Consider the following 16,115-nt stretch of genomic DNA (forward strand, 5'->3'; position numbering starts at 1 on the left):
TCCAGGGTCAGGACAGTATCGTTGCGTCGCCATGCGTCTTTCCCATGCCTAGCGGAGAGTGCCGATGCGCCGATTTCCCCTTGTTGCGGTGGTTCTTGCCACGCTGATCCTGAGCGGCTGCGCCCGGTGGAACAGCATTCACCGCACCTCACCCGGCTATCAGCATGATTCGGATGTCCGCGTGATCACGGTCGACGCCAAGCAGCGGCACCTGATCATGACGACGCCGCCGGACTCTGAGTCGGGCGCCGAGATACGCATTTGCGCGGAGGCCGCGCCGGACGTCTTCAGCGCCCTGGCGGGAAGCGGCGGCCTGAAGATGGATGTGAGCGCGGCATCGACAGGCGAACTGGGAGCGGCTGCTTCGGAAACGGCGGCGACGATCCAGCGATCGCAGTCGATCAACCTGATCCGCGAATCACTTTACCGTACCTGCGAACGCTATGCGTCGGGCGCGATGGGTAAGGCGCAGTTCATCGTCCAGGCCTCGCGGGACCAGCGCAACCTGGTGTCGATCCTGGCGATCGAACAGCTGACTGGCGCGATACGTCCACCCGCCACGATCATTTCAGGCCCGGCAACCCAAGCGAGTGCGATTTCCGGGCGCAAAGCTGCGGAACTCGTCGAGGACTACAAGGAACGGCGCGACGCGGCGAAGGCAAGCGCTGACGCGGCGAAAACCGAACTTGAAAAGGCAAAGAAGGAGGGCGGGGTCTGCGCCGAGGGAAACGGGAAGAATCCCGAAGACTGCCAGACGCTCACTTCCAAAGCGGAAGCTGCGACCGAGGACCTCGAGACGGCACAAAAAGGACTTGATGATGCGATGGCGATCGCACGGGCTCTGACCGACAGCGCGTCAGGTGCGACCGAGGCGGGCACGAATTCGACCGGAGGGATCACAGCCGCAGACTTGCGCAGCGCCGATATCGCCAAGGTGGCCGAGGCGGTCGTCAATATCCACAAGACGGCGACCATCAACGAGCCGCTGATGTTCTGCCTCGCCGTGCTGACGGGCGATGAGGAAATTCAGGTGTCGCAGATCGCCAAGACGCGCGGGAGCGAAGAGAAGATCGTCGACGCGTGTCTGCAAGTGCTGCAAGACTCGGCCTCTGCGGCGAACAACTTCTTCGTGCAGCAGTTCAGCTATGATCCTGGCCAGGGGCCTTGGCGTGCAATCCTCGAAAACTACACTGCCGAGACCGTTCCCGACACCGAACTGACGCGCCGGAGCCGGCTGCTGCTTGCAGCGATGCAGGCTGCAGGTCTTGGCCAGACGCGCGGCGATCTTCTTGGGATCCTTGCCCAAGGTACGGACGACCATCGCAGGCGCCTCGTTGAGGCGGCGATTGCGCGCGAGACGAACGAAGCCGCGCTGAAGATCCTGAAGGGGCAATAGACATGAAAGAGAAGATCATCATCACCGACGTGCCTGCCGAAAAGGTTGATTATTGGCGCGGTGTCGCGAAGTCGCTGGGCGGTACGGCCTTTGCGGTCGCGGAAGACGACGGTCAGGAAAACCCGGAGTTTACAATCATTATCCGCTTCCCCAACGCCTGAGCCCGAAAGCGCTGGACATCCTGCTACGATTGTAGCAATGCTACTCCTGTAGCAGGGAGTATCTCATGGCGAATCGTCAGACGGACCGCGCGGAGCGGCATGACCTGAAGGAGCTTCCCCGGCGGGAGCGCGAGCTGTTCGAGCTTCTCTACGCCGCCGGTGTGGCCACGGCGTCCGACCTGCATGAAAAGATGACCGACCCGCCCAGCTATTCGGCTGTGCGGGCGCTGTTGTCGCGCCTGGAAGGGCGCGGGTTCATTCGTCGAAAGACGCAAGCCGGCCGCGGCGCCATTCGCTATGAGTGCGTTCCGCAGTCGGGCGACGTGCGCGCCTCGGCCCTGTCGAACATGGTACGCACCTTTTTCGACGGGTCGGCAAGCGCAGCGGCGACGGCGCTGCTCGGCATGTCGGAGGAGCTGTCCTCCGACGACCTGGATACGATCCAAAAAATGATCGACCGGCAGAAAAAAAGGGAGGGCGGCAATGCCTGAAGTACTGATCGGACTGGCGCTGAAATCGCTCGTCCTGGCTGCCCTGACCCTGGGCGGCATGGCGTTCCTGGCCGGTAAGGCGGCACGCGACCGGGTGCGCGTGGCGACCACGGGCCTGCTGCTGCTTGCCGCGCTGCCCGCGCTGGCGCTGCTGGGACCGGCGCTCAAGCTGGAACTGCCCGCGCCGGTGCCGACCTCGCTGGCGGCGTCCTTCTTCTCGGACTCAGCGGAGGGCGCGGACCTCGCCCCCGCGCCGGGGCTTGCCGAGACCATGCCCAGCGAAGCAGGCGGCTTTTCCGCGCATATGGGTGCGCCGGATGAGGCAGCCATGACGCTGGAAGAGCTGTCCTTCGCCGCTGAGGATGGGACGGCGTTTGCGCCCCACACCGAATCCGCCGCTGCGCATGAGGCTGCATCGGTGTCCATGTTCGAGCATCTGCTGCCGCTGCTGCCCTCGCTGGCGCTGACGGTCTATCTGGTCGTCGCAGCTTTCTTCCTGCTGCACCTGGCGGCGGGCATTGCGGGTCTGCGCACCTGGATCACCCGCGCCGAGCCGGTGGAAAACTCCTTCTGGCAGGGTCAGCTGCGCGTCGCGGTGGCGAAGCTCGGCCTGGCGCGTACGCCGCGGCTGCTCGTCTCCGACGAACCGTGCCCTCCGGTCAGCTTCGGCCTGTTGCAGCCGACAATCCTGATCGACGAGGTTGCGCTGGCCCGCGGCGAGGATGCGCTCGCCGTGCTGAGCCACGAGGCTGCGCACATCGCGCGCCGCGACTGGCCGCTCCTCGTCCTGACGAAGGGCGTGCGGGCCATGTTCTGGTTCAACCCGCTGGTCTGGGCGCTCGCGCGGCGGGTCGAAGCCGACATGGAAGAGGCAGCCGACGAGCTGGCGGTCAACGGGCTGCAGCGGAGTTCCTATGCCGAAGCGCTGCTGAACGCGGCGCGCGACCGGCAGGTGCCCTGTCCTGCGAACGGGGCCGGATCGTCTTCGCTGGAGCGGCGCGTGACGCGGCTGTTCGAAGCCCGCGCTGATCACGCCCCCCGCACCGCTGCCGCCATCGTGGCCCTGAGCGTCGGACTTGCCGCGCCGGTCGCCGCCCTTCAGCTGTCGAGCGCCGGCGACGGCGAGGTCGAAGCGTTCGACCTCGACCCGGCCGAACTGACGACCGAAGGCGCGGATGCGGATCCGCTGGAAGATTCCGCACCCTATCGCGACGAAGTCCCCGACGAACAGGCAGACGAACAGGTCTGGGAAGACCGGATGGAACAGGCGGAGCGTGACGTCGAATTTTACGAGGCGCGTCTCGAACGCAGCAGCGGAGCCTTCGACCGGGCATGGTCGCAGGGGTTTCGCCGCTACGAGCGGGAGCGCGAGCAGGCCGTGGCTGCCGTGGAGCGGACATATCAAGCGGCCTCTCTGAAGGCCGAGCGCAACCAAGAGCGCGCCGAACATCAGGCCATGAAGCAGGCGGCGAAAGCAGAGAAGCTGGCCGTGAAGGCCGAAGCGAAAGCGCGAAAGACGGCCTTGTCGATCAAGGTGAACGCGGAAAAGGCGGCCCAGCAGCGCGTCGCGGCCGCCGTCGCCCGCTCGGGCGCCGAAGCGGCGCGGGCAAGTGCCAGGGCCGCGCGCGAAGCAGGTGCCTCTCGCCAGGCCTTTGCCGTCGCCACGTCCGAACTGGACGGGCTGGGCGAGCTGGTCGAAGCCAGCGTGAAGGTCTCCCTGAGCGGCGTCCGCGCGGGCCTTGCCGGTGCCGCAGACGACATGGAGGACGGCGCGCTCGACATGGAGAAGGGCGCCGAGGAGATGGAACGCGAAGCGAGCCGCCTGGAAGATCCGGCCTACCGCCAGAAGGTCATTCGCGAACACCGTGCTCGGGGCGAGATGATTTCCGAGGCCGAACTTCTCGATGCGATCCCGGAAATGCGCGACGGTGCCGACGAGATGCGGGACGGTGCGCGCGAGATGCGGGATGCCGCCCGCGAAATGCGCGCCGAACTGTCCGAAGAGATTTAAAAGCGGATGCGCAGCGCCGCCTAGCCACCCCATGACGGCAGGCATCAGGCGGTGCGTGCGCACACCCCAGCTATAGTGCCGCGCCCGAGACGGATGTCGTTGAAGCTGGGCACATGTTCGCGCAGCCGCTGCGACAAGGTACCCGCGCCGATAAGGTGAACCCGGCGCCCCTCGATATGCCTCTCTTCGTGGAAGGGCGTGTGCACATGACCCGTCAAAACTCCGTCTGCCCCTGCGCACGCCAACCGGCGTAGCGCATCCGCCCCGCCGCGCGTGCGTCCTCGCACCCGCGTCCGCGTGCCCGCCACCCGAACGTCGACAAGCGGATGGTGGCTGGCGACGAGGACGGTGCGTCCGCGCGGAGCACGGTCCACCTGCGCCTCGGCAGCACGAATGCTCTTTCGGTCTATGTTGCCGAGGCTCCAGTTGAGCCTGAGCTGGAAGCGCGCCGTCGTCTTGAGCGGAACGATACGTCCGTCGGCGAGATCGAGTTCGGCATTCACCATGTCCTGGACCCGGCCGAGCCGCCGATAGGGCGTGAGAAAGGCTCGAACAGATTGACATAGGGCAGGTCGTGATTGCCGGGTTCGACGGTGACGGGCGCCGCGAGGTCGCGCAGATAGTCCGCAGCGGCAGCGAACTCGCTGCGCTTCGCCATTTGGGTGATGTCGCCGGTGACGACGACGGCATCGGGTTGTTCCTTGCGGACGCAGGCGGCGAACCAGGCGAGAGCCTCGGGATCTTCAGCGCCGAAATGGAGGTCGGACACATGGAAGATGCGGCTCATGCCGCGATGTTTTCATGTTCCGAAACGCGGCGAAAGCGGCAGGATGAGATACCCTGTTCGACGCGGACCGGGGACCGGAGATGCTGTTCCTCCCCGTCGATGAGCGCGTGCACGACCCCGCGGCCGGTGACGCGGACGTTGCGCGCGCAAAGGCGCTCGATCCGCTGCGAGACATGAAGGGTGTCGAGGAGCCACGCGGTGGCCATGCGGATCGCCCCGAACAGCCCGTCGAAGCGAAAGACGGCCACGGCCATCTCTCCATCGGGCTCGGCCGGGGGTTCCACCTGTACCAGCCTGCCGCGCAGTTGCGGGCGCGCTCCGATCGAAGCCCGTACCGAGCGCGAAAAGGTCAGTTTCCACGCGAATGACACCGAACGGCGCAGCGCCTTCCACCTGCGGCCGCGCAGGGTTTCGCGGACGTGGACCCAGCCGGCGGCCGGGCCGACCAGCGCCGCGACATAGGCCTGCCGACCCGAGATGTTCACATAGGGAAGCGGCTCCCCACGGTTGCTGCCCGCCGACTGCAACGACGGGCTAGACGCGTCTGCAGTCTTTGCCGCCCGCGCGAGAATGTCTTCGAGGCCGGCTCCGCCGTGAAGCCGCTCGGCAAGGATGTTCATGGTCCCCCCGGGCAGGACGAGAATGTCGCCGTCCCAGTCCCCGATCGCGCTTGCGACCGCATTCACCGTGCCGTCGCCGGCGAAGACGACCAGCAGGTCGATCTCCCGGTCCCTGAGCTTCGTCTCGCCGGGAAGAGGCTGTTCGGGAAAATCGGTGCTGCCGACCAGGGTACGGGTCCCCTCGTCGCAATAGTCCTCCACATTGCGAAGGCCGGCATCGCTCACCGACCCGGACTTCCTGTTCCTGATCAGCCAAACGCGTTCCATCGTCCCTCCAACGCCGCGCGCGGCCGTTTCGTGCCGCACGCGTAACCGGTCGTTCGTCGCCCGCCCCATGCGGTTCGTCGTCGGGACCGCCGGTCCGTCGAACCCGCGCCGCCGCTGGCGGAAAGCCGGCTGCGAACGCTGTCCGGCCCGCCTACCACAGTGGACGTGCCGCCGGGGTCATCGTCCCAAACATTCCCTAGCTCCGGCGGTACAAGACGTCCCAAGAATGAGGAACAGAAAATGACATCCCCCCAGTCCCTGATCTCCCTCGCCGCTGCCGCCCTGATCGGCACGGCTGCCTTCGCCCCCGCCCAGGCCCAGGCCGGCGAACCCATCACCATCACGAAAAGCGCCGACGGCTACCGCGTGGCGCATGTGCCGACGGCGCAGTTCGACCTGACGACCGAAAAGGGTCAGACCAAAGCCCGCCAGAGCATTGCCCGCGCTGCCCGTAGCGTCTGCGTCAGCGATGCCGGCCAGCCGATCCGCGAAAAGGTCGAAGAGCGCCGCTGCCGCACCGATGCGGAGCACGCCGGAGACCTCCAGATCGCGAAGCTCGCCTCCTCGAAGGTCCAACTGGCCTCGATCGAAGTGCGCGGCATGAGTGACTGAGCGCGTTCCTCCAGCGTGTCTCGGTACGCCGGGCCGGTCCTCCCATCCCCTGGGAGAGCCGGCCCGACATCTTTTGGGGTCCGGGGCCAGTCCTCCCATTCCCCTGGGAGAGCCGGCCCGACATGTTTTGGGGGCCGGGGCCGGTCCTGCCATTCCTCTGGGAGAGTCGGCCGAAAGCTTTTGTGGTCAAGGGCCGGTCCTCCCATTCCTACGGGACAGCCCGCCCGAGATCATCAGGGGGTTTGGAAAGGCCCCATGGGTCATAGGACGACGCCTCGACGAGGCGAGGCCTCAGCCGCCCGTGACGATCGCCTTGACCGACTTCACATAGGTGCGCCCGATCCGAATGCGGTTGCCATGCGGATCCTCCGCGAACCAGGCGCCCAGCCCGTCATGGACCAGCTTTTGAATGCAGCCCTTGCGGAAAATATGGCTGCGATGGATGCGCACGAATTCATCCGGGTCGAGCTTTTCCTCGAGCGCGGCCATGGTGGTGTGAAGGAGATAGGACTGTTCGCCTGTGTGAAGGCGCATATAGTCGCGCTCGGCCTCGATTCGCTCTATGTCGCGGGCAGCGACGCGGATCATCTCGCCGCGATGGCCAACCCAGAATTCCTGCACTCCGGCCGATGAGCCTTCGGCGGCGTTATCTCCGTCGCGACTGCTCCAGACCCGTTCCACGGCTTTGATCAGCCGGCCGCGCTCAACCGGTTTCAGCAGATAGTCGGCCGCTTCAAGATCGAAGGCCTGGACCGCATGCTGGTCATAAGCAGTGACGAAGACGACGGCGGGACGGGGATGTGCCGCCGCCACCGTCCGCGCAACGTCGAGTCCGGTCAGGCCGGGCATGGAAATGTCGAGTAGAACGAGGTCGGGGCGCAGCGCCTCGATCAGACGCAGGGCGCTCTCGCCGTCATTGGCCGTCCCGACACATTGCACACGCTGATCGTCACAGAGGAGGAGCTGGAGCCGCTCGACGGCCATGGCCTCGTCGTCGACGATTAGCGTGCGCAGCGGCGCGGCCGAGGTTCCGGACGATCCCGACATCAGCCGATCACATCCACGGGCCAGGACATCTGCACGACGAAGCCGCCCTCGTCGGCGGGACCGACCTCCATACGGGCCGCGCGGCCATGCGCCGCCTCCAGCCGGGCGCGGACGTTGCGGAGCCCGGTGCCGAGGCCGTTGTCGAGCGGGCCGGGCGCTGCGGTCCCGGTATCGCGAATGACGATCTCGAGCCGGTCGTGAACCCGGCGCGCCGCCAGGCTGATGCGGACCTCGTCACGGGTGGGAGCGACGGCATATTTGATGGCATTCTCGACAATGGGTTGCAGGATCATCGGAGGCACCAGCAGGAGTTCGGTTCCGGGTTCGAGCCGGAAATCGAAGTTGAGGCGGTCGCCGAAACGCACTTTCTCCACCTCGAGATACAGACGCTGATGCTCCAGCTCCTCGGCCAGCGTGATCGGCTGTTCGGGGTCGTCCGTCAGCGTTTTCCTGAGAAACTGCGAGAGATTGAGAAGCATGCGCTCGGCATCGTCGGTGCGCTGCTTGAGGATGAGGGCCGACAGGCTGTTGAGCGTGTTGAAGAGGAAATGCGGGTTCACCTGATAGCGCAGCGCGCGGATCTTCGCGGACTGCGCTTCGGCCCGCCAGGCAGCCGTGCGCCGCTCCGCATTGCGGACTTCGTTGGCGTAGCGCAGCGCGAGATAGAAAGCCGCCCAGGCGCAGAAGAACCAGTACCAGCCAAAACTGCTCTCTATCACCGCCTTCGCGAAGGTGGGCTCCCTGGCATGCTCCGGCAGCATGACGTCGAGCGGCGGCAGGACGTAGAAGACCGTGTAGTTCCAGGCTGCATAGGCGGCGGAGGCTGGAATGGCGGCGATGAAATAGGCCATCATGCGCCAGCCGAGCGCCATGCGTTCGAGCGGCCTGAGGGCAAGGAAGACGAGGTAGGTGATGACCGCGCCGAACAGGACGACGCCGGCGCGCGGGAGGATCATGACGACGGGATCCTCGAAGCCCACCACGAAGGACCGCACGGTGGTGACGAGGAAGTAGAAGGCCCAGAAGAGGGTGATCGACATGAGCGCGGCCTGCGCGTCGGGGCGCGCCCGGCGCCAGGCGCTGAAGTGCACGTCGTTCAGGGGTTTTGTCATCGGCCTGTCATAGTGGTCCGCGCGCGGTTCAGCACCGACGTTCGTCGAAAGCGCATTGACGCTCGTCGATCAGCTAGCCGCAGCCTATGCCCCGCGCTCGCTGTCATTTGTGCCTTCGTCATTCGCGCTCGGGCCATTCTCCGCATCCGGGCCTGTGTCCGGATCGGTTGACGCTGTGCCTTTCGAAGCACTCTTCGACGCGTCGTTCGGGGACCGGGTGGCAGAGGCGGCAAAGGCAGCGAGGGCGCTCGACACGGCGGTCGCGGCAATATCGCGGCCGATGGTCCCGGCGACCTTGCCGACGAATTTGTCGACATCCTTCTCCAGCTCGCCCGATTCGGCGCGTTCGCGTGCCCGTTCGGTCTTTTCCTCCATGATCTTGCGAAGGCCGGTCAGCCCGTCCTTGCGTAGCGCAAGGCTCGCTTCGTCGAGCCAGAGAGCGAGCGCAGCCTCGGCCTTTCCCTGCCATTCGCGCCCGGTTTCGCGAAAGCGATCGGCAAGATCGTCGGGAATCTCGAAGGCATGACCTTCGAGCGGGCGGATCGGGTCCGGATCCTCAAGTTCGGCCGGAACGCTGATCTCGGGGTCTTCGGCAAGACGTTCGGTGGTGGCCGTTGCGGTGCCGGGCCCAGCGGCCACGTCCTTCTTGTGCTTCTTGGTCTTCTTTTTCCGGTCGCCCATGCGAGCCTCCTTCGTCGCCGGGCAGAGCTTGCAACCGGCACAGGTGAGTTATCTCTATAGCACAGCTAGAAGGGAAGGGAACGCCGCACGGCATTCGACCGTTTTTCAGGGCAAACAGATCAAAAAGGATTGCGACCCATGGCAGACAAACGCGACGACAAGTCCACACCGCCCACGACGCCGAGCAAGATGCGTCCCGCCCTTGATGCCGACGACGTCGAAAATCCCGAAAAGGAAGAAGGCCAGCTCGATATCGCGCTGGATGAAACCTATCCGGCCAGCGACGCGCCGGCGGAAACGCAGCCGCACAGCGACGAAGAGGACAAGAAGCCGGCGCCGAGCACAAGCGGCGGCGACTAGGCGCGAAGACACCTAGCGGCAGGTCCCGAACCCGGCGGCCTGCAGATGGAAATGATCGCGGTGAGCGGCGTTGTAGTCGGGACCCAGAAGGGTCCCGAACACGTCGCAGCCGCGATTTCGTATGACTCGCAGGAATGCGCCCTCGGGCCCCTCGCTGCCCCAGTCCCCGAGTAGCGACACGCTTCGACCATCCTCCAGCCGGAAGCCGGCGATGTCGATCGCCTCTGCGGTGGCGTGCTTCGACCAGCCCCCGCTCGACCGGCCGTAGAGGCGGCGGCAGGAATAGGTACCGAGATGCTCGATGCGCTCGACTCCGGTACCGAGGAGGCGCCGGGCAGCCGGCTGCACAACCTGCCGCTCCCAGACCGCGAGAGAGGCCGCAAGGGGGCAGGACAGGCGCACAGTCCCCGGACTGTAGGCCGCAGTCATGCGCTCCAGCGCCACCGGTTCGACGAGCGCGCAGTTCGGCGTGAATTGCTGCTCTTCAAGCGGCGTCACCTCGAGCGAACTCTCCTCGAAAAGCGCAAGGCAGGCCGGCCGGTCGCCGGCGAGGTTCGCGATTTTCAACTCGGTCGCGCGGCCCACGGGATCGTCAAGCGACAGGGGCGTCCATGGCAGATGCTCGGGATATTCCCGTTCGGCATGCTCGACTGCCTGCCAGCCGCCATAGGCAAGCGCGGCGAGGATGAGCAATGTGATGACGCTGCGCACGGTGATGTCCCCTGGAGAGAGAGCCTGTTCCTAGGAGGGGGCGCAAAGCGCGTCACCTGCTGCTAGGACGCACCCCCATGAGCTGGCAGAAAGAAGTGGACGAGCTGCAGCGGCGCAAGGCCCTGGCAGCGGAACTTGGCGGGCCGGAAAAGGTCGAACGGCAGCGCCAGGCCGGGCGCCTCACCGCGCGCGAGCGGATCGACGCGATGGCGGATCCGGGCAGCTTTCACGAGTTTGGCGAGATTGCCGGGGCGTCGCGCTATGGCGACGACAACGAACTGGAGTCCTTCACCCCGTCCAACTTCCTGTTCGGACGGGCGACGATCGACGGACGTCCCGCCGTCGTCTCGGCGGACGATTTCACAGTGCGCGGCGGCGCGGTCGACGCGGCGATCCACAGGAAGCTGGTCGAAGCCAAATTGCTGGCCAGCGAGTACCGCATGCCGCTCATCCGCATGATCGAGGGGACGGGCGGCGGCGGCAGCGTGAAGACGCTGGAGCAAAGCGGCTATTCCTATATTCCCGAAATCCCAGGCTGGGACCGTATGGTATCCAACCTGTCCGAAGTGCCGATCGTGTCGCTGGGCCTCGGCCCCGTCGCCGGGCTGGGCGCCGGACGGATGGTCATGAGCCACTATTCCGTGCTCGTCGAGGGACAGGCGCAGATGTTCGTCGCTGGGCCGCCCGTCGTCGCCGCCGTCGGCGAAAAACGCACCAAGGAAGAGCTGGGCGGAGCGCATATCCATGCCGCGAACGGCGCGGTCGACGATACCGCCGAGAGCGAGGCGGACGCCTTCGCCAAGACACGCCGCTTCCTTTCCTACTTGCCATCCAGCGTCCATGAGCTGCCGCAGCGCCGCGAGACGGGAGACCGCGCCGACCGGACGGAAGACTGGCTGATCGAGGCGGTGCCGCGCAATCCGCGCTCGCTCTACAAGGTCCGCCCGATCCTGGAGGCGGTGTTCGACCAGGGATCGCTGTTCGAGATCGGCAAGCGCTGGGGAACTGCGATCGTCACCGCCTTCGCCCGGCTCGACGGCTGGCCTGTTGCCGTGCTTGCTTCCGACCCGATGGCGCTCGGCGGACTGTGGACCGCGGACACCGCGCGCAAGGTCGAGCGGTTCGTCGACCTTGCCGAGCTTTTCCATCTGCCGGTCGTCCACATGGTCGACAATCCGGGCTTCATGATCGGATTGCAGGCCGAGCGGGACGCCACCATTCGCTGGGGCTGCCGCACGCTGACGAGCATCTATCAGGCGAGCGTGCCCTGGTGCGCGCTGATCATGCGCAAGGCATATGGCATGGCAGGCTCCGCCCACGCCAATGCCAGCCGCTTTCACTGGCGTATGGCGTGGCCGTCGGGCGACTGGGGCTCGCTGCCCATCGAAGGCGGGCTGGAAGCGGCCTATAAAAGCGACCTTGAAAAAGCCGACGACCCGGAGGCCGAGCTGGCCGCGATCAAGGCCCGGCTCGACGCGGTTCGCTCACCCTTTCGCACCGCGGAGAAGTTCGGCGTGGAAGAGATCATCGACCCGCGCGAGACACGTGCCCGATTGTGCGCCTTTGCCGAAACCGCACAGCGGGCGCTCGTCCCCGGCCCCCGGTCGTTCGGATACCGGTCATAAATTCGGGTTAGGGCGAACCGATGAGCATCGAGAAGCTGATCACGAGGCGCGTCGACAAGGTCTGGGGACGCCGCGACCTGTCGCCCTGGTTTCCCGACATTCCCGAAGGCGGGGAGAAGCTCGGCGAAATCTGGTTCGAGCGACCGGGAGACGCCGACGCCGAATTGCTGGTGAAATATCTGTTCACCAGCGAGAAGCTGTCCGTTCAGGTGCATCCGGACGATGCGCAGGCCCGGGCAGCCGGATATCCGCGCGGGAAGGAAGAAGCCTGGCTGATCCTCGATACGAAGCCGGGCGCATGCGTGGGCCTGGGCACGGTTCGCCCTCTCGGCGCCGAAGAGCTGCGGGCAGCTGCCCTCGACGGCTCGATCGAGGACCTGATCGACTGGAAGCCGGTGGAAGCCGGTCAGTTCATCTATTCGCCCGCGCGGACGGTGCACGCCATCGGGCCGGGCGTCACGCTCGTGGAAGTGCAGCAGAATGTCGATCTGACCTACCGCCTGTACGATTATGGCCGGCCGCGCGAGCTGCATCTGGATGCTGCGGTCGCAGCCAGCGTCGCCGAACCCTTCGAGATAGATGACCGCCGCCGTACGCTCGGCGGACGGGAAATCCTGTGCGAGGATCGCAAGTTCGTTGCGGAGCGCCTGCAGCCGCGCGGGGACCTGATCGTAAGACCTCAGGCCGGGCGGCCCGTCTGGATCACCGTGCTGGCCGGGGAGATTGCCGCGAACGGCGCGACCGCGAGCGCAGGCGAGGTCCTGTTGGCGAGCGGTGAGGCTGCGCTGGCGTGCGGGGCAGGGACCGACCTGCTGCTGGCCTATGAGGGGGCCGCGGCGGCGGACGACCTGCTTGGTTAGCCGCGCATCGCGCTTTCGATCCGTTCGCGCGTCACGGGATAACCGCAGCCCTCGGGAATGGTGAGGTGCGGCTGTCCGTCGATCTCCTGCACCTCGGGCGCGATCAGGCGGACGGGAGTCTCTTTCGCATGACCGATAAGCGCCTCGATCGAGGCATGCTGGGCAAGCCGTTCGAGATTGCGCCGGGTCGGAAAGATGACCTTCGTCTCGCCGCGATCGGCGCTTTCGATGGCCGACTGAGCCGTGGTCCATAGAGACGTCACCGCCTCGTTACCGTCGTGGCCGGGATCGATCCCGCCGGGAGCGCGCGCAAGGAAGAAGTGCGTGTCGTAGCGCTTGCTCTCAAGGCTCGGCGGCGGACACCAGCGCGCCCAGAGCACCAGGCGCTCATGGTCGATTTCATGGCCGTGGGTGGACAGGAAGTCGGCGAAGCCAAGCTGGCGGCGCGAGATTGCCACCGCGCTTTCGGCAAGAATGCTTTCCGAGAGGTCCGGGCCCCGCGTGAGGAGGACCCCGGCCTCCTCGAAACTTTCGCGGATCGCGGCAATACGCGCAGAAGCCTCCTCGGGCGCGTAAAGGTCGAACAACCCCGCGGACCGAGCGAGCTGTTCGTCCTGCGCATCGACCTTGCCGCCGGGAAACACCATCATACCGGCGGCAAAGCCCATCGTCTTCGCACGGCGCTGCATGAACAGTTCCGGCGGCCCGGCGTCCGTCTGCCGCAAAAGGACGAGGGTCGCTGCCGGGCGCGCCGGATTGGTGCTTTCGTTTGTCATGGAGGAGGCTTAGCGCGTGGGAGCGGGGGAGGAAAAGCTGGTCGGGTACAGAGGGGGCTGGAACCGAAATGATTTTCCGGTCGCTTAGCAGGACAGGGTATGATCGAACGCGCTATCTCCGAAATCTGGGATGATTATGACCGCGAAGGCTATGCGGTCGTGCGCGGATTTCTGAACGCAGCTGAAGTCGAAACCCTGTCGCGGTCCATCGACGAGGTGGCGGAAGACGCCGCCGCGAAAGGCGCGAACTGGCGGCACGGCAATCTCAACTACCGGCTCGGCGCCGATCATGACGGTACGCTTCGGCCGCGCATGGCGCAGTGGATGGCGTACCGCTTCTCATATTTCGACAAACTGCGCAGTCATCCCGACATGGGAGCGCTGCTTGTCCCGCGCCTGGGCGGCGACATCAAGCAGATCATCAACCAGATCCACTGGAAACCGCCGCAGGCCGCATCCAGCGACTTTGCCTTTCATCAGGACAGTCGCTTCAGAAAGCCCTTCGAGGCCTATCGAAATCTCGGCAGCAGCTATGTGCAGACCGGCATTGCCATCGATCCGCACGGCGCGGCCTCTGGCGGTATGAAGCTTGCGCCTCGGACGCACCTGAAGGGCCCGCTTGCGCTCGACACGTCGAACGAAGTGATGAGCAGCGAAATGGCGAGCGCGGAACTGGCGGGACTCGGGATCGATCCCGAGGAGCTGATCGACCTGGAACTGGCGCCCGGGGACCTGGCGCTCTGGTCGCCCTATACCGTCCACGGGTCGGGCACGAACCGCTCAGAGCACCAGCGCCGCTTCCTCATCAATGGCTATGTTCGCGCGAACGATTGCGACCGCGGCGAATATGCCTTTCGCGGCGGCGAACCGGCACCGCTGAAAGGCGAGCCCGCGCTTGTTCACTACGACGCGCTGCGCGCGCGTCCGGAGCCGCATTTTACAGACGTGCAGGCTCCTCCAGCCTGAAGCTGCCCATATAAAGAACCGGCGCTGCCCGTTCGGGACGACGCCGGCTCTTCATGCCCAGCCCCGCCGCGAAGCGGGTATCTCAATCCCGATCAGCGGTTGCGAGGTTGGACGCAGCGGTCTGTCTGGTCCGGACCACAGACCGGATAGTCGTAGGACTTTGCTTCGTTCATCTTGGCTGCGGCATCGGGAGCGGACCCGAAATAACCGGCCGGAATGATCGCATCCTGACTGAAGACCACATGGCCGCGCGAATCCTTGATCGGAGTTTCATCGCGCATTTCGGCCTTGGCCTGGGCCCGGGTTTCGCCAGGGTTGGTTTCTTCATGATGGTCGGCGGCGGCGGGCACGGCGATGAGGCCGGCGGCCGCAACAGCAGCGAACATGGTGGATTTCATGAGTTTTCCTCCTGTTACCTGTCATCCCCGCTATTGTCCGACGAACGGGCAGCGCCCGTGAGGGTTCCGCGAGAGCGGACGGAGCGAGCGTGAATCGCAGTAGCGTACGGAGGTAAAGACGGAGGAGAGGGGGGACGAAAAGGTCCGGTCCGGTAAGGACTGGTGGAGCCGAGGGGAGTCGAACCCCTGACCTCTGCAGTGCGATTGCAGCGCTCTACCAACTGAGCTACGGCCCCCTAGCGCCCGCTCGAGGGAGCGCGCGATATAACCGCGCGAATGCCGGTGCGCAACTGTTCGCCGCCGCCGCGTCAGAAGCGGCCGGAATAGGATGCCGGCTCAGACGTGGGGGGCGTTTTCGGGTCCATCCTTCTCGGGCGGGGCACCGGTCACGCTGAGGTCTTCGTCGAGCTGTTCTTCACCAACGAGTTCGCCCGAGGATTTTACCTTCTTGCGGATCGCTTCGGGGTCGAGGCCGTCTTCCGTCGGATGTTTCATGTCCTGTCCTTCGCTTGCGGGAGCGTTCGAATCGCGCGCGGAATCCCGCTCGGACGGGCTGCCCGGCGCTCCGAATCCCTGATTGGCATTGGGTCCCGGCTGTCCGCCGGATGCGTTTCTGTCAGTCATGCCCGGTCAACGCGGGAATGGGGGACAGAGGTCCGTGGTCTTTCCGCAACTGACAGCGCGCCGCGACCGACATGGTGCAGCAGATAGGGAGAGGCGCGCTCAGGCCTCTCCGGCGGTGTCGATCAGCGCGGAAGCCAGCGCTTCCTGCGGCGACTTGTCGGCCCACAGCACGAACTGGAAGACCGGATAATAGCGCTCGCACTCGTCGATCGCCGCTTCGACGACCGTGTGGGTCTGGCCGAGCGTCAGGCCGGTCTCGCCGCTGCCGTCCTCAAGCAGGACGCCGTGGCGGAACAGGACGGCGCCGTCACCGGACCAGAGTTCGAAATGACCGAGCCAGAGCTGCTCGTTTATGAGGCCGAGCACCTCGTAGACCGCCTTGCGCTTGTCCTCCGGAACGCGAACGTCCGGGAACGCGATGAACTGCAGGACGGATTCGTCGTCGCGCCAGAGCGCACGCAGCTGGTAAGTGGTCCAGCTTCCCTCGACCTTCGCGATGATCTCATCGTCGCCCGCGCGCTCGAACGCCCAGCCATGCGCCTCGAAATATTGCGCAAGCATATCTAGCGGCGGCGCGCTCGCTTCGATGTCGTTGGTCTCGATGTCGATC

At 65.6% G+C, this 16,115-nt stretch carries 20 protein-coding genes and 1 tRNA gene; 9 read left to right on the forward strand and 12 right to left on the reverse strand.

What is annotated here, in order from left to right; genetic code table 11:
- Window positions 1-64 precede the first annotated feature (64 nt).
- The 4 genes from KCN53_RS07355 (at window position 65) to KCN53_RS07370 (ending at window position 4,059) form a co-directional block, all read left to right on the forward strand.
- Window positions 65-1,396 (forward strand): hypothetical protein, encoded by a 1,332-nt coding sequence (locus tag KCN53_RS07355; protein WP_088712957.1) that lies wholly within the window; start codon window positions 65-67, stop codon window positions 1,394-1,396.
- Between the two features lie 2 nt (window positions 1,397-1,398).
- Window positions 1,399-1,557, forward strand: coding sequence for a hypothetical protein (locus tag KCN53_RS07360; protein WP_172406259.1), 159 nt, complete (start codon window positions 1,399-1,401; stop codon window positions 1,555-1,557).
- Between the two features lie 65 nt (window positions 1,558-1,622).
- Window positions 1,623-2,048 carry a BlaI/MecI/CopY family transcriptional regulator gene (locus tag KCN53_RS07365; RefSeq protein WP_088712956.1) on the forward strand — a complete coding sequence of 142 codons (426 nt, stop codon included), beginning with the start codon at window positions 1,623-1,625 and terminating at the stop codon, window positions 2,046-2,048.
- The gene (locus KCN53_RS07370; RefSeq protein ID WP_088712955.1) at window positions 2,041-4,059 is read left to right on the forward strand and encodes a M56 family metallopeptidase; all 2,019 of its coding nucleotides are present in this window, start codon (window positions 2,041-2,043) and stop codon (window positions 4,057-4,059) included. Before KCN53_RS07365 ends, KCN53_RS07370 begins: the two co-directional genes overlap by 8 nt.
- Window positions 4,060-4,103: 44 nt before the next feature.
- On the opposite strand, the gene KCN53_RS07375 is transcribed toward KCN53_RS07370, so the two are convergent.
- From KCN53_RS07375 to KCN53_RS07385, 3 genes are read right to left on the reverse strand one after another with little or no spacing between them, the layout of a single operon-like run.
- Complete coding sequence (locus KCN53_RS07375; protein ID WP_088712954.1) at window positions 4,104-4,565, reverse strand: metallophosphoesterase family protein; 462 nt, start codon at window positions 4,563-4,565, stop codon at window positions 4,104-4,106.
- Entirely contained in the window at window positions 4,559-4,846 is a 288-nt protein-coding gene (locus tag KCN53_RS07380; RefSeq protein WP_088712953.1) for a metallophosphoesterase family protein, read from the reverse strand. The genes KCN53_RS07375 and KCN53_RS07380 overlap by 7 nt, the downstream gene beginning before the upstream one ends.
- Entirely contained in the window at window positions 4,843-5,802 is a 960-nt protein-coding gene (locus tag KCN53_RS07385; RefSeq protein ID WP_088712952.1) for a diacylglycerol/lipid kinase family protein, read from the reverse strand. The genes KCN53_RS07380 and KCN53_RS07385 overlap by 4 nt, the downstream gene beginning before the upstream one ends.
- A gap of 171 nt (window positions 5,803-5,973) precedes the next feature.
- On the opposite strand from KCN53_RS07385, the gene KCN53_RS07390 reads away from it, so the two are divergent.
- Window positions 5,974-6,345 carry a UrcA family protein gene (locus tag KCN53_RS07390; protein WP_088712951.1) on the forward strand — a complete coding sequence of 124 codons (372 nt, stop codon included), beginning with the start codon at window positions 5,974-5,976 and terminating at the stop codon, window positions 6,343-6,345.
- 291 nt (window positions 6,346-6,636) lie between these two features.
- Here KCN53_RS07390 and KCN53_RS07395 read toward each other — a convergent pair whose 3' ends face one another.
- The 3 genes from KCN53_RS07395 to KCN53_RS07405 all read right to left on the reverse strand — a co-directional run bounded on the left by KCN53_RS07395 (window position 6,637) and on the right by KCN53_RS07405 (window position 9,185).
- Window positions 6,637-7,392: a LytR/AlgR family response regulator transcription factor gene (locus KCN53_RS07395; RefSeq protein ID WP_088712950.1), complete on the reverse strand. Its 756-nt coding sequence runs from the start codon at window positions 7,390-7,392 to the stop codon at window positions 6,637-6,639.
- Window positions 7,392-8,504, reverse strand: coding sequence for a sensor histidine kinase (locus tag KCN53_RS07400; protein WP_088712949.1), 1,113 nt, complete (start codon window positions 8,502-8,504; stop codon window positions 7,392-7,394). The genes KCN53_RS07395 and KCN53_RS07400 overlap by 1 nt, the downstream gene beginning before the upstream one ends.
- Window positions 8,505-8,588: 84 nt before the next feature.
- Entirely contained in the window at window positions 8,589-9,185 is a 597-nt protein-coding gene (locus KCN53_RS07405; RefSeq protein ID WP_088712948.1) for a hypothetical protein, read from the reverse strand.
- A gap of 138 nt (window positions 9,186-9,323) precedes the next feature.
- Here KCN53_RS07405 and KCN53_RS07410 point away from each other — a divergent pair, with 138 nt between their 5' ends.
- The gene (locus KCN53_RS07410) at window positions 9,324-9,545 is read left to right on the forward strand and encodes a hypothetical protein (RefSeq protein ID WP_088712947.1); all 222 of its coding nucleotides are present in this window, start codon (window positions 9,324-9,326) and stop codon (window positions 9,543-9,545) included.
- A gap of 12 nt (window positions 9,546-9,557) precedes the next feature.
- On the opposite strand, the gene KCN53_RS07415 is transcribed toward KCN53_RS07410, so the two are convergent.
- Window positions 9,558-10,256, reverse strand: coding sequence for an extensin-like domain-containing protein (locus tag KCN53_RS07415; RefSeq protein ID WP_172406257.1), 699 nt, complete (start codon window positions 10,254-10,256; stop codon window positions 9,558-9,560).
- A 77-nt stretch (window positions 10,257-10,333) separates the two neighbouring features.
- On the opposite strand from KCN53_RS07415, the gene KCN53_RS07420 reads away from it, so the two are divergent.
- Together KCN53_RS07420 and KCN53_RS07425 are read left to right on the forward strand one after the other, a co-directional pair.
- Entirely contained in the window at window positions 10,334-11,881 is a 1,548-nt protein-coding gene (locus KCN53_RS07420; protein ID WP_088712945.1) for an acyl-CoA carboxylase subunit beta, read from the forward strand.
- Window positions 11,882-11,901: 20 nt separating this feature from the next.
- Window positions 11,902-12,741, forward strand: coding sequence for a class I mannose-6-phosphate isomerase (locus KCN53_RS07425; RefSeq protein WP_088712944.1), 840 nt, complete (start codon window positions 11,902-11,904; stop codon window positions 12,739-12,741).
- On the opposite strand, the gene KCN53_RS07430 is transcribed toward KCN53_RS07425, so the two are convergent.
- A complete protein-coding gene (locus KCN53_RS07430) occupies window positions 12,738-13,517 on the reverse strand; it encodes an NUDIX hydrolase (protein WP_088712943.1) in 780 nt (259 codons plus the stop codon). The two genes, KCN53_RS07425 and KCN53_RS07430, sit on opposite strands and share 4 nt — an antisense overlap.
- 99 nt (window positions 13,518-13,616) lie before the next feature.
- On the opposite strand from KCN53_RS07430, the gene KCN53_RS07435 reads away from it, so the two are divergent.
- The gene (locus KCN53_RS07435; protein ID WP_088712942.1) at window positions 13,617-14,483 is read left to right on the forward strand and encodes a phytanoyl-CoA dioxygenase family protein; all 867 of its coding nucleotides are present in this window, start codon (window positions 13,617-13,619) and stop codon (window positions 14,481-14,483) included.
- Between the two features lie 92 nt (window positions 14,484-14,575).
- On the opposite strand, the gene KCN53_RS07440 is transcribed toward KCN53_RS07435, so the two are convergent.
- The 4 genes from KCN53_RS07440 to KCN53_RS07455 form a co-directional block, all read right to left on the reverse strand.
- On the reverse strand, window positions 14,576-14,881 hold the full coding sequence (locus KCN53_RS07440) for a hypothetical protein (protein ID WP_088712941.1): 306 nt from the start codon (window positions 14,879-14,881) through the stop codon (window positions 14,576-14,578).
- A gap of 160 nt (window positions 14,882-15,041) precedes the next feature.
- Window positions 15,042-15,117, reverse strand: a tRNA-Ala gene (locus tag KCN53_RS07445).
- A gap of 100 nt (window positions 15,118-15,217) precedes the next feature.
- The gene (locus tag KCN53_RS07450) at window positions 15,218-15,376 is read right to left on the reverse strand and encodes a hypothetical protein (protein WP_172406256.1); all 159 of its coding nucleotides are present in this window, start codon (window positions 15,374-15,376) and stop codon (window positions 15,218-15,220) included.
- Between the two features lie 228 nt (window positions 15,377-15,604).
- Window positions 15,605-16,066: a type III secretion system chaperone family protein gene (locus tag KCN53_RS07455; RefSeq protein ID WP_224199676.1), complete on the reverse strand. Its 462-nt coding sequence runs from the start codon at window positions 16,064-16,066 to the stop codon at window positions 15,605-15,607.
- Window positions 16,067-16,115 lie beyond the last annotated feature (49 nt).

Origin of the sequence: Pacificimonas aurantium, from assembly GCF_020092905.1 — a bacterium.
Lineage (GTDB): Bacteria > Pseudomonadota > Alphaproteobacteria > Sphingomonadales > Sphingomonadaceae > Pacificimonas > Pacificimonas aurantium.

Coding starts and splice junctions, on each gene's coding strand:
- KCN53_RS07380 (WP_088712953.1), bottom strand. CDS start 4,846: ATGAGCCGCATCTTCCATGTGTCCGACCTCCATTTCGGCGCTGAAGAT.
- KCN53_RS07440 (WP_088712941.1), bottom strand. CDS start 14,881: ATGAAATCCACCATGTTCGCTGCTGTTGCGGCCGCCGGCCTCATCGCC.
- KCN53_RS07390 (WP_088712951.1), top strand. CDS start 5,974: ATGACATCCCCCCAGTCCCTGATCTCCCTCGCCGCTGCCGCCCTGATC.
- KCN53_RS07395 (WP_088712950.1), bottom strand. CDS start 7,392: ATGTCGGGATCGTCCGGAACCTCGGCCGCGCCGCTGCGCACGCTAATC.
- KCN53_RS07360 (WP_172406259.1), top strand. CDS start 1,399: ATGAAAGAGAAGATCATCATCACCGACGTGCCTGCCGAAAAGGTTGAT.
- KCN53_RS07430 (WP_088712943.1), bottom strand. CDS start 13,517: ATGACAAACGAAAGCACCAATCCGGCGCGCCCGGCAGCGACCCTCGTC.
- KCN53_RS07375 (WP_088712954.1), bottom strand. CDS start 4,565: ATGGTGAATGCCGAACTCGATCTCGCCGACGGACGTATCGTTCCGCTC.
- KCN53_RS07425 (WP_088712944.1), top strand. CDS start 11,902: ATGAGCATCGAGAAGCTGATCACGAGGCGCGTCGACAAGGTCTGGGGA.
- KCN53_RS07385 (WP_088712952.1), bottom strand. CDS start 5,802: ATGGGGCGGGCGACGAACGACCGGTTACGCGTGCGGCACGAAACGGCC.
- KCN53_RS07370 (WP_088712955.1), top strand. CDS start 2,041: ATGCCTGAAGTACTGATCGGACTGGCGCTGAAATCGCTCGTCCTGGCT.
- KCN53_RS07355 (WP_088712957.1), top strand. CDS start 65: ATGCGCCGATTTCCCCTTGTTGCGGTGGTTCTTGCCACGCTGATCCTG.
- KCN53_RS07420 (WP_088712945.1), top strand. CDS start 10,334: ATGAGCTGGCAGAAAGAAGTGGACGAGCTGCAGCGGCGCAAGGCCCTG.
- KCN53_RS07405 (WP_088712948.1), bottom strand. CDS start 9,185: ATGGGCGACCGGAAAAAGAAGACCAAGAAGCACAAGAAGGACGTGGCC.
- KCN53_RS07365 (WP_088712956.1), top strand. CDS start 1,623: ATGGCGAATCGTCAGACGGACCGCGCGGAGCGGCATGACCTGAAGGAG.
- KCN53_RS07455 (WP_224199676.1), bottom strand. CDS start 16,066: ATGCTTGCGCAATATTTCGAGGCGCATGGCTGGGCGTTCGAGCGCGCG.
- KCN53_RS07400 (WP_088712949.1), bottom strand. CDS start 8,504: ATGACAAAACCCCTGAACGACGTGCACTTCAGCGCCTGGCGCCGGGCG.
- KCN53_RS07450 (WP_172406256.1), bottom strand. CDS start 15,376: ATGAAACATCCGACGGAAGACGGCCTCGACCCCGAAGCGATCCGCAAG.
- KCN53_RS07435 (WP_088712942.1), top strand. CDS start 13,617: ATGATCGAACGCGCTATCTCCGAAATCTGGGATGATTATGACCGCGAA.
- KCN53_RS07410 (WP_088712947.1), top strand. CDS start 9,324: ATGGCAGACAAACGCGACGACAAGTCCACACCGCCCACGACGCCGAGC.